Annotated in this window: 12 protein-coding genes; 8 read left to right on the forward strand and 4 right to left on the reverse strand. The window is 59.5% G+C overall.

Annotated elements, in window-relative coordinates:
- The first annotated feature begins 4 nt into the window (after nt 1-4).
- Nucleotides 5-781 carry a substrate-binding domain-containing protein gene (locus tag ACYZTZ_RS14455; RefSeq protein WP_461998693.1) on the forward strand — a complete coding sequence of 259 codons (777 nt, stop codon included), beginning with the start codon at nt 5-7 and terminating at the stop codon, nt 779-781.
- Here ACYZTZ_RS14455 and ACYZTZ_RS14460 read toward each other — a convergent pair.
- A complete protein-coding gene (locus ACYZTZ_RS14460; protein ID WP_056741699.1) occupies nt 771-1,676 on the reverse strand; it encodes a LysR family transcriptional regulator in 906 nt (301 codons plus the stop codon). The genes ACYZTZ_RS14455 and ACYZTZ_RS14460 overlap by 11 nt on opposite strands.
- A gap of 293 nt (nt 1,677-1,969) precedes the next feature.
- Between ACYZTZ_RS14460 and ACYZTZ_RS14465 the strand changes: the two genes are divergently transcribed.
- Together ACYZTZ_RS14465 and ACYZTZ_RS14470 are read left to right on the forward strand one after the other, a co-directional pair.
- Nucleotides 1,970-3,781, forward strand: a complete 1,812-nt coding sequence (locus tag ACYZTZ_RS14465) for a monovalent cation:proton antiporter-2 (CPA2) family protein (protein ID WP_461998694.1) — start codon at nt 1,970-1,972, stop codon at nt 3,779-3,781.
- Between the two features lie 199 nt (nt 3,782-3,980).
- A complete protein-coding gene (locus tag ACYZTZ_RS14470) occupies nt 3,981-5,084 on the forward strand; it encodes a DNA alkylation repair protein (protein ID WP_462000676.1) in 1,104 nt (367 codons plus the stop codon).
- Nucleotides 5,085-5,118: 34 nt separating this feature from the next.
- Here the strand turns inward: ACYZTZ_RS14470 and ACYZTZ_RS14475 are convergent, their stop codons facing one another.
- Both ACYZTZ_RS14475 and ACYZTZ_RS14480 read right to left on the reverse strand, forming a co-directional pair.
- Nucleotides 5,119-5,334 carry a DUF4287 domain-containing protein gene (locus ACYZTZ_RS14475; protein ID WP_056741696.1) on the reverse strand — a complete coding sequence of 72 codons (216 nt, stop codon included), beginning with the start codon at nt 5,332-5,334 and terminating at the stop codon, nt 5,119-5,121.
- Between the two features lie 76 nt (nt 5,335-5,410).
- Entirely contained in the window at nt 5,411-6,295 is an 885-nt protein-coding gene (locus tag ACYZTZ_RS14480; protein WP_461998695.1) for a LysR family transcriptional regulator, read from the reverse strand.
- 121 nt (nt 6,296-6,416) lie between these two features.
- On the opposite strand from ACYZTZ_RS14480, the gene ACYZTZ_RS14485 reads away from it, so the two are divergent.
- The 3 genes from ACYZTZ_RS14485 (at nt 6,417) to lldD (ending at nt 11,013) form a co-directional block, all read left to right on the forward strand.
- Complete coding sequence (locus tag ACYZTZ_RS14485) at nt 6,417-8,066, forward strand: GMC family oxidoreductase (RefSeq protein ID WP_461998696.1); 1,650 nt, start codon at nt 6,417-6,419, stop codon at nt 8,064-8,066.
- A gap of 80 nt (nt 8,067-8,146) precedes the next feature.
- Nucleotides 8,147-9,769 carry an MFS transporter gene (locus ACYZTZ_RS14490; RefSeq protein WP_461998697.1) on the forward strand — a complete coding sequence of 541 codons (1,623 nt, stop codon included), beginning with the start codon at nt 8,147-8,149 and terminating at the stop codon, nt 9,767-9,769.
- Nucleotides 9,770-9,870: 101 nt separating this feature from the next.
- Nucleotides 9,871-11,013 (forward strand): FMN-dependent L-lactate dehydrogenase LldD, encoded by a 1,143-nt coding sequence (gene lldD / locus ACYZTZ_RS14495; RefSeq protein ID WP_461960160.1) that lies wholly within the window; start codon nt 9,871-9,873, stop codon nt 11,011-11,013.
- Between the two features lie 68 nt (nt 11,014-11,081).
- Here lldD and ACYZTZ_RS14500 read toward each other — a convergent pair whose 3' ends face one another.
- Nucleotides 11,082-11,450 (reverse strand): DUF427 domain-containing protein, encoded by a 369-nt coding sequence (locus ACYZTZ_RS14500; RefSeq protein WP_046048949.1) that lies wholly within the window; start codon nt 11,448-11,450, stop codon nt 11,082-11,084.
- 316 nt (nt 11,451-11,766) lie between these two features.
- Here ACYZTZ_RS14500 and ACYZTZ_RS14505 point away from each other — a divergent pair, with 316 nt between their 5' ends.
- Entirely contained in the window at nt 11,767-13,998 is a 2,232-nt protein-coding gene (locus ACYZTZ_RS14505; protein WP_461998698.1) for a C1 family peptidase, read from the forward strand.
- A 187-nt stretch (nt 13,999-14,185) separates the two neighbouring features.
- Nucleotides 14,186-15,274, forward strand: coding sequence for an SGNH/GDSL hydrolase family protein (locus tag ACYZTZ_RS14510; protein WP_461998699.1), 1,089 nt, complete (start codon nt 14,186-14,188; stop codon nt 15,272-15,274).
- The last annotated feature ends 91 nt before the right edge of the window (nt 15,275-15,365 follow it).

Genomic DNA, 15,365 nt, shown 5'->3' on the forward strand with positions numbered 1-15,365 from the left:
GACCATGAAGAAACTATTCAATTTTGCTGCCCTGACTTTGCTGGCCAGTCTGGCTCTGAGCACCGTCGCCCAGGCCGAAGAGATTCGCGTGATGACCTCCGGCGGTTTCACCGCCGCCTACAAAATCCTCGGCCCGAAATTCGCCGCCTCCACGGGCAACACACTGGACACCGCCCTCGGCCCTTCGATGGGCAAGGCGCCGGAAGCGATCCCCAATCGCCTGGCTCGCGGTGAAAAGGCCGATGTGGTGATCATGGTCGGCTACGCCCTCGATGACCTGATCAAGCAAGGCAAAGTCGATCCCGCCTCACGGGTCGAGCTGGCTGACTCGCGGATCGGTCTGGTGGTGCGCGAAGGCGCGCCGAAGCCGGACATCAGCTCTGTCGACGGCCTGAAAAAGACCTTGCTCGACGCGAAGTCCGTGGCCTATTCCGACAGCGCCAGTGGCGTGTACATCGAGGAACAACTGTTCAAACGACTGGGCATCGAAGACCAGCTCAAACCCAAGTCGACGATGGTTGCGAAAATCCCGGTGGGCTCAGTGGTTGCCACCGGTGACTATCAACTGGGCTTCCAGCAGGTCAGCGAGTTGCTGCCAGTGCCGGGCGTGAGTTTTGTGGCGAAGATTCCAGAGTCAGTGCAGTCGGTGACGCGTTTCGCCGCCGGCATTCCGGTGGGGGCGCAACACCCGGCGCAAGCCAAGGCATTGCTGGATTACCTGGCCTCCTCCGCCGTTCAGCCGGAGGTGAACGCCACCGGGCTGGACTCGGTCAGTCGCTGACCTGGACTTTCATTTCCACCACCAGCCGTTCCAGTTCCAGTGCCGCCGGGGTCAAGGTACGACCCCGGCGCTTGATCAAACCGACACTGCGCATCACCTGCGGATCGGTCAGCGGCACCCGTGTCAGGATCGGGTGATCCGCCGCCGGCATCGCCATCAACGGCACCGCTGCCACGCCCAACCCCGCTTCGACCAAACCAATCATCGTCGTCACATGCCGGGTTTCGCAGATGCTCGATCGCTGCGGCACGATGCCCGTGAGCGCCTGATCCAGCAGAAAGCGATTGCCGGACGTCTTGTCCAGCGAGATATAGTCCTGCTGATAAAACTCATCCCACGTCACGCTGCTGCGCCCGGCCAACGGATGATCGCGCCGGCACGCCACCACATAACCTTCCTGTACCAGCGGCTCGAACTCTACTTCCGCCTCCAGGGTGCCCATGAAACTCAGGCCGAAATCCGCCTCGCCGTTGACTACCGCACTGAGCACCTCATGGGCGCTGGAATCGAGGACCTTGACCTTGATCCGTGGAAACTGCCGATGGTAGTGGGCGATCACTCGCGGCATGAAGTAGTAAGCCGCTGAAGGCACGCAGGCGACAGTGACGTGGCCGAGGCGGGTCGAGGCGACTTCGCTGATGCCCAATAACGCCACGTCCAGGTCGTCCAGCAGACGCTCGACGCTCGGCATAAAACCGCGTCCGGCCTGGGTCAGGCTGACCTTGCGTGTGGTGCGCTCGAACAACCTCACACCGAGGGCGTCTTCGAGCTTTTCGATGCGCCGGCTCAGCGCTGGCTGGGAGATCCGCACCGCGTCGGCCGCCTTGCGAAAGCTGCCCTGCTCCACCACGGCACGAAAGGCTTGCAGGTCGTTCAGGTCGAAGTTGATGGCCATGGTGCGTACTCGGGAACGGGACAGATTGATCAGCTTATCGCATAAATGTAACTAATTATTGCAACATATAACTACATTTTCGTCGCCCTTCAGGCCGCCATCGCGAGCAGGCTCACTCCCACAATGGATCTTCGGTGGACACGGTATCTCTGCACGCCACGAACAAATGTGGGAGCGAGCCTGCTCGCGATGGCGGTGTGTCAGTCAACAGGACTGTATGTTCATGGCTGACGCATCAAGCATCACCCTTTATCCTTGTCCCCCCGCCGTACCGAGTTAATGGAGTTTTTGTCATGCCCCATGAAGGCAACCTGTTGCAAGCCGCTGTCGTGTTTCTGTTCGCGGCGGTGCTCACCGTTCCCTTGGCCAAGCGCCTGCAACTGGGGGCGGTGCTGGGTTATCTGTTTGCCGGCGTGATCATCGGGCCATCGGTGCTGGGCTTGATTGGCAATCCGCAAAGCGTCAGCCACATTTCCGAACTCGGGGTGGTGTTGCTGCTGTTCATCATTGGTCTTGAACTGTCGCCGCGACGTTTGTGGGTGATGCGCAAATCGGTGTTCGGCGTCGGCCTGGCGCAGGTGCTGCTGACGGGCTCGGTGATTGGTGTGCTGGCGTTGTTCGTGTTCGGCCAACCGTTGAACAGCGCGATCGTGCTGGGCTTGGGCCTGGCGCTGTCGTCCACGGCGTTCGGCTTGCAAAGCCTGGCCGAGCGCAAGGAACTGACCAGCCCCCACGGGCGTTTGGCATTCGCGATTCTGCTGTTCCAGGACATCGCCGCTATCCCGTTGATCGCCATGGTGCCGTTGCTGGCGGGCGGCGATCACAGCAGCAGCGCTGGCGAAGGCCTCAATCACGGCTTGCGCGTGCTGGGCAGCATCGCGGTGGTGGTGATCGGTGGGCGGTATCTGCTGCGCCCAGTGTTCCGGGTGGTGGCCAAGACCGGTTTGCCGGAAGTCTCGACCGCCACTGCGTTGCTGGTGGTGATCGGCACGGCGTGGTTGATGGACCTGGTCGGCGTGTCCATGGCGCTGGGGGCGTTCCTCGCCGGGTTGCTGCTGGCGGACTCCGAATACCGTCACGAACTGGAATCGCAAATCGAGCCGTTCAAGGGATTGCTGCTGGGGCTGTTTTTCATCAGCGTCGGCATGGGCGCCAATCTGAGTCTGCTACTGAGCGCGCCGATCACGGTGCTGGGGCTGACCCTGTTGCTGATCGCAATCAAATTGCCGCTGCTGTTTGTCGTCGGGCGGTTGGCCGGTGGCTTGGGCAAGGTCAGTGCGATTCGCCTCGGCATCGTGCTGGCGGCCGGTGGTGAATTTGCGTTTGTGGTGTTCAAGATCGGCCGCGACCAGGGACTGTTCGAGCCGCGCCTGTATGACTTGCTGGTGCTGACCATCACGTTGTCCATGGCGGTGACGCCGCTGCTGTTGCTGTTGTGCGCGCGACTGGTCAGCCCCAGGGTTCAACCGGTGGTGGTGCCGGAGAAATTCCGCGAGATCGATACCGACACGCCACGCGTGGTGATCGCTGGCATGGGCCGTATGGGGCAGATCGTTGCGCGGATTTTGCGCGCGCAAAACATCAAGTTCGTCGCCCTCGACACCTCGGTGGAAACCATCGAACTGTCGCGCAGCTTCGGCGGTGTGCCAGTGTTCTACGGCGACCCGATGCGCCCGGAGATCCTCAGTGCGGCCAAGGTCGAGCAGGCGGAATACTTTGTCATTGCCACCGACGACCCGGACACCAACATCAAGACCGCCGAGTTGGTGCACAAACTCTACCCGCACATCAAAATCATCGCCCGGGCGCGTAACCGTCAGCATGTGCACCGGTTGGTGGACCTTGGCGCCGAGGCCATTCGGGAAACCTATTATTCGAGCCTGGAAATGAGCCGGCGCACCCTGGTTGGCCTGGGTTTGACCCAAGCCCAGGCCGATGCGCGAATCAAGCGTTTCAAGCATCACGACGAGCAGGTGCTGGAGGCCCAGCATGCGATTTATGACGATGCGGCGAAGGTATTGCAGACGGCGCAGGAAGCCCGGGTGGAACTGGCGAGGTTGTTTGAGTCGGATCAGTTGGGGGAGCAGGAGTTGGGTAAGGCTTGAGATCCAGCCCCTCACCCTAACCCTCTCCCCAAGGGGGCGAGGGGACTGATCTGGGAGTTCTTTAGAAATACTGCGACCTGAATTATCGAGTCGAACTCAGGATTTGAAAGCAATGGAGATCGGCTCCCTTTCCCCCTCTCCCCTGTGGGGAGAGGGGATGGATCTAACTGACACACAACCATTCGAGCAAACCAATCCCATGACCAACACCAACCAACCCGCCCCCGCCCTGAAAGAAATCTTCAACGCCGAACGCCTCAAGCACATCGCCACCGAGATGACCGCCGTCTACCCAGCGTTCAACGCCAGAGCCTTCCTGAAACTGGCCAACGACGGGCTAGCCGAGTTGTCGATCATGCAGCGCATGGCCCGGGTCAGCGAATGCCTGCACGCGGTGCTGCCGTTGAGTTACGAAGAGACGCTCGAGCTACTGCGCGCCCTCGCTCCGCGGCTGAACAGCGGCTTCGTCAGCATCTCACTGCCGCATTACGTCGCGACCTACGGCGGACATGCCTTCGAGCAGTCCATGGACGCGCTGAAATACTTCACCACCTTCGGCTCCTCGGAATTCGCAATCCGCTATTTCTTGCGCAGCGACATCGGACGCTCACTGGCGGTCATGCACGATTGGTCCCTGGACGAAAACGAACACGTCCGCCGCCTGGCCAGCGAAGGCAGCCGACCGCGCCTGCCATGGTCGTTTCGACTGGAACAGATCCAGGCTGACCCAACATTGGCGGCGGTGATCCTCGACAACCTCAAGGCCGACAACAGTCTTTACGTGCGCAAATCCGTGGCCAACCACCTCAACGACATCACCAAGGATCATCCCGAATGGGTGCTGGACCTGATTGAAGGCTGGTCGCGGGACAACAAACACACCGCATGGATCGCCAAACACGCCCTGCGCAGCCTGATCAAACAGGGCAACCAACGCGCGCTGGCGATCATTGGCGCGGGCGGCAAGCCTGAGGTCGAGATCATCGATGTGAAGGTGCAACCGGCGGTGATTCGTCTGGGTGAAAAAATCACCCTGTCCTTCGCCGTGAAATCCACGGTCCAGGACAGTCAGCGACTGGTGATCGACTACGCGATCGATTACGTCAAAGCCAACGGCAGCACATCGGCGAAGGTGTTCAAGCTCAAGGCGCTGACGCTTCCCGGCAAGGCGGCCGAGGCCATTGCCCGTAGCCAGCAGATCAAGGAACTCACCACTCGCAAACACTACGTGGGCAAACACGCCGTGCACGTGCTGGTGAATGGAGAGCGCCTGGCCAGCACCTCATTCGAAATCCTCGCCTGAAACACGCCCCCCTGTAGGAGCACTTACAGGTGCCTCACGTTTTAGCGCTCGCTAAATAATGCGCAACCAACGCATTCGCATGCCCATGCCCCATACCGTGTTCAGTCTTCAGCCACGCCACCATTTCCATATGCTTCTTTGCGCTCACTGTTCCCAGCAGATCCAGCCAGTGACTGATTGGCTGCCCGTACTTTTTCTCGATTGACGGGAAGTACGACGCCGGGCCTTTCACTTTTGTATCTTCGGTCATGCTGCAAGCTCCCTTTATCGCGACGGAGTGTCGGATAACGCTCCTTGTCGTCATCCAATAGACTGGACGACAAACCTTATCCCAGCAACAACGCCTGCTCGGCCTCACACAACCCCACCACGTAATCCCACAACACCCGCAACCGCACGGATTTGTGCAGCTCACGCCGCGTGCTGATCCAGTAGCTGCGCTGAATACTCTCATCCGGCAGCAACGGCACCAGGCCGGGATCGGCGCTGGCCATGTAGCACGGCAGCACGGCGATCCCCAGGCCTGAGCGCGCAGCCTGTTGCTGGGCGATGACGCTGGTGCTGTGAAAGACCACCTGCGGATTGCGGCAGAAGCTGTTGAGGAACATCAGTTCCTGGCTGAACAGCAAGTCATCGACGTAGCCGATCCAGGCGTGGCGACCGAGGTCTTCGCGGCTGCGCAGCGGTGGCGAACGGTCGAGATACTCCTGGCTGGCGTACAGCGCCAATCGATAGTCAGTCAGTTTGCGGGTGACCAGCATGTCGGCCGCCGGGCGTTCGAGGTGGATGCTGATCTCGGCCTCGCGATTGAGAATGCTGACAAAGCGCGGCACCGCCACCAGCTCCACTTCCAATCCCGGATAGCGTTCAAACAGGCCGTTCATGCGGCTGGCGAGGAACATGATGCCCAACCCCTCGGTCACGCCGACGCGGATCTTGCCTAACGGTGTACTCGACTGAGTGATTTCTTCCTGAGCCAGCAACGCGACGTTTTCCATCGCTTCGGCGTGCTTGAGCAACGCTTCACCGGCCGGGGTCAGCTCATAACCCTGGGCGTGCTGAACAAACAGCGCAGTACCGAGGCTCTTTTCGATGGCCTCGATGTGCCGGGCCACGGTGGCGTGGGTGGTGTTCAAACGGCGGGCAGCGGTGAGCAAACGCCCGCTGCGCTGCAACTCGAGAAAAAACCGCAGGTCATTCCAGTCAAACATGAACCGTCCTTGAGGTGGGGCTGTTTAAAAACGCACAGCGGCTGCGCAAAAACTAACATTCTTTTGACGAAAGCTAACAACTAGGATGACCGACAACAAGAACAACAAGTTGAGGTCACGGATGCAGACTTCCCTGGATGAATACGACTACATCGTGGTCGGTGCCGGCCCGGCCGGTTGTTTGCTGGCCAATCGGTTGTCGGCCGACCCGCAGAATCGGGTGTTGCTGCTCGAAGCCGGCGGCCGCGATAACTATGCGTGGATTCACATCCCCGTGGGTTACCTGTTCTGCATCGGCAACCCGCGCACCGACTGGTGCTTCAAGACCGAAGCGCAACCCGGCCTGCAAGGTCGCGCCCTGAGTTATCCGCGTGGCAAGGTGCTCGGCGGCTGCTCCTCGATCAATGGCATGATCTACATGCGCGGCCAGGCCGGCGACTATGACGGCTGGGCGGCCGATGGCAATCCCGGCTGGAGTTGGCAAGACGTCCTGCCATTGTTCAAAAAAAGCGAAAACCATTTTGCCGGCGACTCGGAATTCCACGGTGCCGCCGGGGAATGGCGGATCGAACGTCAGCGGCTGTCATGGCCGATTCTCGATGCCTTCCGCAGCGCCGCCGAGCAAAGCGGCATCGCCAGCATCGATGACTTCAACCAGGGTGACAACGAAGGCTGCGGCTACTTCCAGGTCAATCAGAAGGCCGGGATTCGCTGGAACGCCTCCAAGGCATTTCTCAAACCGATCCGCAACCGCCCCAATCTCACCGTGCTGACCGATGTCGAAGTCGACCGCGTGCTGCTGGATAACGGCCGTGCATCAGCGGTCAGTGCGCGTTGGCAGGGTCAGGCGAAAACCTTCAAGGCGCGCAAGGAAATCGTGCTGTGCGCCGGTTCCGTCGGCTCACCGAGCATCCTGCAACGTTCCGGGATCGGCCCTCGCCCGCTGCTGCAACGCTTGGGAATCGGCGTTGCCCATGAACTGCCCGGCGTGGGTGGCAATCTGCAGGATCACCTGCAACTGCGCCTGATCTACAAACTGGAAAACGCCCGCACCCTTAACCAAATCGCCGGCAGCCTGTGGGGCAAAATGGGCATGGGCCTGCGTTACCTGTATGACCGCAGCGGTCCGCTGTCCATGGCGCCGAGCCAACTCGGAGCCTTCGCCCGCTCGGGACCGGAGCAGACATCAGCGAATCTCGAGTACCACGTTCAGCCGCTGTCACTGGAACGTTTCGGTGAGCCATTGCATGCCTTCCCCGCCTTCACGGCGTCGGTGTGCGATCTGCGCCCGCAAAGCCGTGGTCGCGTCGAGATTCGCTCCACCGATCCGCAGGAAGCGCCGCTGATTCAGCCCAATTACTTGAGCCATCCAGAGGATTTGCGGGTGGCAGCGGATGCCATTCGCCTGACCCGGCGCATCGTCGCCGCACCGGCCCTGCAAGCATTCAATCCGGTCGAGTACTTGCCCGGCGACAGCTTGCAGAGTGAAGAGCAATTGCACGAAGCCGCCGCCCGCATCGGCACCACCATCTTCCATCCGGTCGGCACTTGCCGCATGGGCAATGACGCGGACGCCGTGGTCGATGCGCAACTCAAAGTCCACGGCATCCCGGGCCTGCGCATCGCCGACGCCTCGATCATGCCGCGCATCACCTCGGGCAACACCTGTTCGCCTACGCTGATGATTGCCGAAAAAGCGGCACAACTGATCCTGGAAACACCCACAAGGAGTTTTGCACCCGACGAAAAAGCACTGACCGCAGTCTCTTGAACAAAGGAATAGCGGCGCCAGCCCATAAGGCCGGCGCCGACAGTGGAACAAAAAAAACAATCACTGTGAGGGATACCGATATGTCAGAACATGTTCAGCCCCTGGAAGCCGTGCGCAGCGCGGGCACCAGCAAGGAAACCCAGAAAGTCATCTTCGCCTCGTCGCTCGGGACGGTCTTCGAGTGGTATGACTTTTTCCTCTATGGCGCCCTCGCGGCGGTGATCAGCAAACAGTTTTTCGCCGGGGTCAATGACACCACGGCGTTCATCTTTGCGCTGATGGCCTTCGCTGCCGGCTTCATCGTGCGGCCGTTCGGCGCCTTGGTGTTCGGCCGGTTGGGGGACATGATCGGGCGTAAATACACGTTCCTTGCGACCATCATCCTCATGGGCCTGGCGACCTTCTGCGTCGGGCTGCTACCGACCTACTCGAGTATCGGCATTGCTGCGCCGATCATCCTTGTGGTGCTGCGCATGCTTCAGGGCCTGGCCCTGGGCGGTGAATACGGCGGCGCTGCGACCTATGTCGCGGAACACGCACCGATGGGAAAACGCGGCTTCCACACCAGCTGGATTCAGTCCACCGCGACCCTCGGCTTGCTGCTGTCGCTGCTGGTGGTGCTCGGTTGCCGCTACTTCACCGGTGACCAGTTCGAAGTCTGGGGCTGGCGGATTCCGTTCCTGTTCTCGATCATTCTGCTGGGCATCTCGACCTGGATTCGCATGAGCCTGCACGAGTCGCCGGCGTTCGTGAAAATGAAAGAAGAAGGCAAGCTCTGCAAGTCGCCGCTGCGCGATTCCTTCGGTAAATGGGAAAACCTGAAAGTCGTCCTGATCGCCCTGTTCAGCATCAACGCCGGGCAAGCCGTGACCTTCTACGCGGCGCAGTTCTACGTGCTGTTCTTCCTCACCCAGTTCCTGAAAATGGACCCGGCGCTGGCCAACAGTCTGTTGATCGTCAGCGTGATCATCGGCGCACCGTTCTTTATTTTCTTCGGCTGGCTGTCGGATAAAGTCGGGCGCAAACCGGTGCTGATGATCGGCCTGTTGCTGGCGACTGCACTCTACTTCCCGATCTTCAAGTCCATCGCCCACTACGCCAACCCGGCCATCGACCAGGCCAGCCGTCAGGCACCGATCACCGTGCTGGCGGACCCGGCCACCTGCACCTTCCAGTTCGACCCGGTGGGCAAGGCGAAATTTGACAGCCCGTGCGACAAGGTCAAAACCTTCCTGGTGAAACAGGGCCTTCCTTACAACAGCGAAGCCGCACCGGCCGGCAGCGCCGTGCAGGTCAGCGTCGGTGAAGTGAAACTCGAAGGTTACGATGAAGCGGCCCTGCGTGGCGCCGTGACCCTGGCAGGGTATCCGTCAAAAGCCGACACCCAGCTGGTCAACAAACCGATGATCGTGGCGCTGATCGTCGCGCTGATCATCATCTCCGCCATGTGCTACGGCCCGCTGGCAGCGCTGATGGTCGAACTGTTCCCGACCCGCATTCGCTACACCTCGATGTCCCTGCCGTACCACATCGGTAATGGCTGGTTCGGCGGTTTCCTGCCAACGGTGTCGTTTGCCTTGGTGGTGTACACCGGGGACATCTTCTACGGGCTGTGGTACCCGGTGCTGATTACCGGGGTGAGTCTGGTGGTGGGCATGATCTGTTTGCGTGAGACCAAGAACGTAGAGCTGGATACCAACTGACAGCACAGGCAAAAAAACGCCCCGCAATGCGGGGCGTTTTCGTTAATCTGACTCTACGCTCGACGCAACCATCGCCCCGCCACTCACCAGACCGAGGCACCATGATCATTTCATCGGCATCCGACTATCGCGAGGCAGCACGTCGCAAACTCCCACGTTTTTTGTTTGATTACATTGATGGTGGGGCTTATGCAGAGCACACGCTGAGGGCCAACAGTGCTGATCTGACCGGCATCAGCCTGCGTCAGCGCATTCTGAAAAACGTCGAAACCCTGAGCCTTGAAACCACCCTCTTCGATCAACCACTTTCAATGCCGATCATATTGGCGCCGGTAGGACTGACGGGCATGTTCGCCCGCCGTGGTGAAGTGCAGGCGGTTAAAGCGGCGGAGAACAAAGGCATCCCGCTTTGCCTATCAACGGTTTCGGTGTGTTCGATCGAGGAAGTCTCGGCACAAAGCCAACAGTCCATCTGGTTTCAGCTGTATGTGTTGAAGGACAGAGGCTTCATGAAAAATGCACTGGAGCGGGCGAAGGCCGCCGGTGTGAAAAACCTGGTGTTTACCGTGGACATGCCCACGCCCGGTGCCCGATACCGGGACGCGCACTCTGGCATGTCAGGCCCTTTTGCATCATCGCGGCGAATGCTTCAGGCCATGACCAAACCCGACTGGGCATTCAACGTCGGCGTCATGGGACGTCCACACGACCTGGGCAATATCTCGAAGTACCTTGGCAAAGCCGTCACGCTCGAAGACTACATGGGCTGGTTGGCCAACAACTTCGACCCTTCGATCAGCTGGAGTGATCTGGAGTGGATTCGCGAGTTCTGGAAAGGCCCGATGATCATCAAAGGCATTCTCGATCCTCAGGATGCCAGAGACGCAGTCAGCTTTGGCGCGGACGGCATTGTCGTGTCGAACCACGGTGGGCGACAGCTGGACGGCGTGCTCTCCACCACCAAGGCCTTGCCGCCGATCATGCAAGCCATCGGCAATGATCTGACGGTGCTGGTCGACTCGGGCATCCGCTCGGGACTTGATGTCGTGCGGATGTTGGCGCTGGGTGCAAAAGGCGTATTGCTGGGGCGTTCCATGGCCTATGCACTGGCCGCCGATGGTCAACGCGGGGTGGAGAATATGCTGGATATCTTCGCCAAGGAAATGCGCGTCGCCATGACCTTGACCGGGGTGACCTCGATTGGCCAGATTGATGAATCTACGCTGGTGGATGCTGTTCGATGAGCTGAACACCTGACCATAAAACGCCGCGCCCATGCGCGGCGTTTTCGTTGATGCCTGGAAAGCGCCCCTCACTCGACGTCTTTGAGCACCTCAAACGTGACTTGATCGGGGTAGAACGCCATGTAGCCGCGAATCTGATCGACTGACACTTTGGGGTCTTCATAGCTCCACACCGCGTTAGCGCCCTCATGTCCCGGGACTTGCAGACTGAAATAGCTGGCATCGCCCTTGTAGGGGCAATAACTCGTGTGGTCGGTGCGGGCAAAGTATTTTTCATCGATGTCCTCCCGCGGCACGTAATACACCGGAGGATAGTTGGCCTCGAGCAACACCAGCGCCCGTGCGGAAGCGGCCACCTGAATACCGTGAAACTTTACAAGCAGGCAGCCTGGCTGCTCTGCAATGGTGATGACAGGACTAGGACCGGTGCTTTTCATGAAATACGTTCCTCATGACGGTGATGAACCTGTGAGAACGAGGCTTGCCCGCGGTGGGCGGCACAGCAGCCCCAAAACCTGAGACCACGACTTTCAGGTATAACCCAGATTTTGCGCTCACGACGGCTTCGCAGCCGAACGGGACGATGCGGCGCTCCGACGAGGCCAAAAACGAAATGCCGATATAAGCGGGCAAACGCTCAGAGCCGGTGAAACATCGTCTACGATCAATAGAACCGTTGACGTCCCTGCTGCCCAGACAGGCAGTCGTGGCATGGCGTGGGGATTTGAGTCTCAGAAACCTGAGGGTCTCACCATGCCCGCCACACAGTTTTCCCTCGACCAGAAAATCATCACCCTCGATGCCCGTCCGGATCGCCTCGACCTGCGCGATCGTATTTTTACCCCACGGGTCCAGTCACTGCCGCCCTCCTGGCCCGCCGACAAAGACATTGCCACCGAACTCTCCGCATACCTGGGTAAAGGCCTGGTGCTCTACCAAGGCAACGAAGGTGCGTGCACAGGGTTCGGGCTGGCGGCGGTGGTCAACTATCTGTTGTGGCTGCGGGACCGGGCGTCCATCAAGACGAGCCCGCGTCAGCTTTATCATCTGGCCAAACTCTATGACGAATGGCCAGGCGAGGACTACACCGGTTCCAGTTGTCGCGGCGCGTTGAAGGGATGGCATAAGCACGGCGTCTGCGCGGAGGAACTGTGGCCCTATACCGTCAAGCCCGACGGATCGGTTCCGGCGTTTGAAGCGCCCGCCGAAAACTGGGCAACAGACGCCGTGACCCGGCCACTGGGGGTTTACTACCGCGTCGAGAAAGACGACATCACCGCCATGATGGCGGCGCTGTACGAAGCGGGTGCGCTTTACGTTTCCGCCAATGTGCATCAGGGCTGGGCACTGATGCAGCCCAAAGGCAAAAAACGTCCGCCGGCGGTGTTCCAGAGCATGTCTCAGCTGCCCGTCATCAAATGGCCGACAACCAGCCAGGGCGGTCACGCCTTTGCCTTGATCGGCTACACCCGTCAGGGTTTCATCGTGCAGAATTCCTGGTCAACCGACTGGGGATTCTCGGGCTTCGCCATCCTGACGTTCGAGGACTGGCTGGCCAATGGCACCGACGCCTGGACCGTGGCCCTCGGTGTGCCGATTGAACACGGCGCGTTATCGCACAACGCGCGGCCTTCACGTTCCCGGACCGATGTTCAATCAGCGTTTCGCAGCGCGCTGTCGAGCTCCAGCGCCAAGCGCGAAGGTTTCTCGCTGTTCACCGCCGGTGCCCTCGATACCGCTCGCAAAGGACCTCCCCTGTTGACCATGGATCAGGCGTATGGCCTGACCATCGTGATGGAAAACAACGGCAGTATCGGCCCCCGCCTCACCGACGTCGAAAACGTCCGCGCGGGCGTCAAGCGAATCGTCTACGAGTCACCGCGCGCCTGGTACGACAAGCTCCCGGCGGCCAACAAACCCGCCGTGCTGCGCATCGCCGTCATCGCCCACGGCGGGCTCAATTCCGAGCAGGACTCCATCAATCGAATCTGCGCGATGGCGCCCTACTTTCTTGAAAACGGCATCTATCCATTGTTTGTCACCTGGCGAACCGGGGCGCTGGAGACGTTTGCCGACATCGTCAAGGATGCCCTCCCGGGGCTGTTTCCCGAGGCTGGCGGCATCAGCGATGTGTTGAAGACCCTCAAGGACAAAGCCCTGGAAGGCTTTGATCGAACGGTGGAACTGGCCACCAAAAAACTCGGTGGCGATCAGTGGAGCCAGATGAAGCAGAACGCCGAAGCGGCCTCAGTCGCAGGTTTTACCCCGCGCGGGCTGGTGGAAATGGCGGAGAACCTGAAAAACCTGGTCGCCGACATGGGCAAGAAGAACGTCGAGCTGCATTTGATCGGCCATTCCGCGGGGTCCCTGATCAATGGCCACTTGATTCAACTGCTCTCAGCCAGAGGTTTGGCCATCGAAACGTCGACGCTGATGGCCCCGGCCTGCACCCTCGATTTCGCCAACCAGACCTACCGCAAAGTCATCGAAGGTGGAGGACTCAAGCGCAAGGACTTCCACATCTACATGATGTCCGACAACCGCGAACAGGATGACAACGTCATCGGCGTGTACCACAAGTCACTGCTGTACCTCGTTTCCCGTGCCTACGAAGAACTGCAACGCATGCCGCTGCTGGGCATGGCCAAGAGCCTGGACAAGAACTTCCAGGACTTCAGCAATCCCGATGTGACGGAGTGGAACATTGCCGCCAAGAGCATGACCGAACAGTGGAACCAGTTTTACTGGGGAAAAACCATTCCGACCGGATTTGCCGCAACGGGTCGTGGGCTTCCCGAAGCGTTCGCGAAAACCCTGCACATCTTCAACGATTCACAAATGAACTACGGCGCGGGCACCAAAGCGGACACCTCCCACGGCGGGTTCGACAATGATGTGAACGTCATTACCGCCGCCTTGCTGACCATTCTCAGGCGAGAGCCGGACGGGAAGCTGGACCGGCCGGTGGTTAACCTGAACTACTGACCCGCCCACCGCCGTCGGAGACTGCACATGCCCGATTCACTTATTGCGCCGTTGGGGGCTTGGAAGTTGCTCTATCGCGGCGCCGTAACAATCAAGGTGCCATCACCTTGGAGGTATGGACCACCTGATACAGGTCAGGCGCTGATCTGATCTTTGCTCGTTCCATCCAACAAAAAAGGCTGCCGTCATGAACTATGAAAGTGAAGACGCATTATCGAAAATCAATCTGGCGATCTGGCAACACGAGCAGGAAGGCCAACCCATGCCCCCAGGAGCTGCCGGCGCATTTTTCTTTGGTTCAAATGGCGTGAACGTGGTCGCCCAAGGCGATTCCTGGTTCGACTACCTGCCGGGGGTCGACATCATCAAATGGCTGAAATTGACGTCCGGCTACAAGATTAAAAACTTCGCTACCGGTGGCGACACTCTGGAAAACATGGTCTACGGGACTGAGTTCAAGGAAGGTGCCTGGACCCGCAAGACTCCGGAATTTGCCGAGGTGCTTGCCGAAATAAAAAGCACCAAACCGACTTTCTTCCTGTTCTCCGCCGCGGGTAACGATATTGCCGGTGATGAGTTCGCGGCGTTCCTCAATCACGCCGACTCATCACCACCCGACCTTATGCGCACCGGCTATGTCGATTACGTCATAAACACGGTGTTCAAAGGTGCTTACGAGAACATGATCAAACGTGTGAAGACCGCACACCCGAAGGTCAAAATCATTTTCCATGGATATGGCCGGGCCATTCCCACGGGTAAAGGTGTGGTCAATATTGGCAACTACCGTTTCATCGGCCCCTGGATCCGGCCATCCCTGACTCGTAAAAACATCCTTGACCCGGTCGTTCAACGCAAAATCGTTGCCGACTTTATCGATAAGCTCAATGTGATGCTGAAGTCCGTTGCCGACAGCCATACAGACGTTTACTACCTGGATCTACGGGAGCTCATCAGCGACGATGACTGGATCAATGAACTGCATTTGAACGCTCCCGCTTACCGGCGAATGGCCGCCGAGTTTGAAACCCTGATGGACTCCCTGCTGTCGAAAAAGGACGCCACCATTCAACTGGCCGCGAAGGCCTCCGCCACCGAATCATTCCAACGACTTGAGCAGTCGCTGGTAACAGCACAACCGGTGGGGCAGGCGCCTTTCCAGGCGCAGCGAATGATTCCTCCACCCGCGCCAGTCGGCGCACGATCCACCCGGTCCAGGGGAGCCAAAGCAACTAAAGCCAAAGCCAAGACCAAACCCAAGTCCAAGTCCAAGTAGAAACGCGGGCCGTCGGTCGCTGTCCGGCCGACGAGCCGCTTCACTCCCGACTGGGATCAATCACCCTCGGCAATCATTCGCAACGCACAGA

The organism is Pseudomonas sp. LB3P58 (genome assembly GCF_054897895.1).

What these genes read in the sequence shown, in the direction of transcription:
- ACYZTZ_RS14455 (WP_461998693.1), top strand. Translation starts at nt 5, where the DNA reads ATGAAGAAACTATTCAATTTTGCTGCCCTGACTTTGCTGGCCAGTCTG.
- ACYZTZ_RS14460 (WP_056741699.1), bottom strand. Translation starts at nt 1,676, where the DNA reads ATGGCCATCAACTTCGACCTGAACGACCTGCAAGCCTTTCGTGCCGTG.
- ACYZTZ_RS14465 (WP_461998694.1), top strand. Translation starts at nt 1,970, where the DNA reads ATGCCCCATGAAGGCAACCTGTTGCAAGCCGCTGTCGTGTTTCTGTTC.
- ACYZTZ_RS14470 (WP_462000676.1), top strand. Translation starts at nt 3,981, where the DNA reads ATGACCAACACCAACCAACCCGCCCCCGCCCTGAAAGAAATCTTCAAC.
- ACYZTZ_RS14475 (WP_056741696.1), bottom strand. Translation starts at nt 5,334, where the DNA reads ATGACCGAAGATACAAAAGTGAAAGGCCCGGCGTCGTACTTCCCGTCA.
- ACYZTZ_RS14480 (WP_461998695.1), bottom strand. Translation starts at nt 6,295, where the DNA reads ATGTTTGACTGGAATGACCTGCGGTTTTTTCTCGAGTTGCAGCGCAGC.
- ACYZTZ_RS14485 (WP_461998696.1), top strand. Translation starts at nt 6,417, where the DNA reads ATGCAGACTTCCCTGGATGAATACGACTACATCGTGGTCGGTGCCGGC.
- ACYZTZ_RS14490 (WP_461998697.1), top strand. Translation starts at nt 8,147, where the DNA reads ATGTCAGAACATGTTCAGCCCCTGGAAGCCGTGCGCAGCGCGGGCACC.
- lldD (WP_461960160.1), top strand. Translation starts at nt 9,871, where the DNA reads ATGATCATTTCATCGGCATCCGACTATCGCGAGGCAGCACGTCGCAAA.
- ACYZTZ_RS14500 (WP_046048949.1), bottom strand. Translation starts at nt 11,450, where the DNA reads ATGAAAAGCACCGGTCCTAGTCCTGTCATCACCATTGCAGAGCAGCCA.
- ACYZTZ_RS14505 (WP_461998698.1), top strand. Translation starts at nt 11,767, where the DNA reads ATGCCCGCCACACAGTTTTCCCTCGACCAGAAAATCATCACCCTCGAT.
- ACYZTZ_RS14510 (WP_461998699.1), top strand. Translation starts at nt 14,186, where the DNA reads ATGAACTATGAAAGTGAAGACGCATTATCGAAAATCAATCTGGCGATC.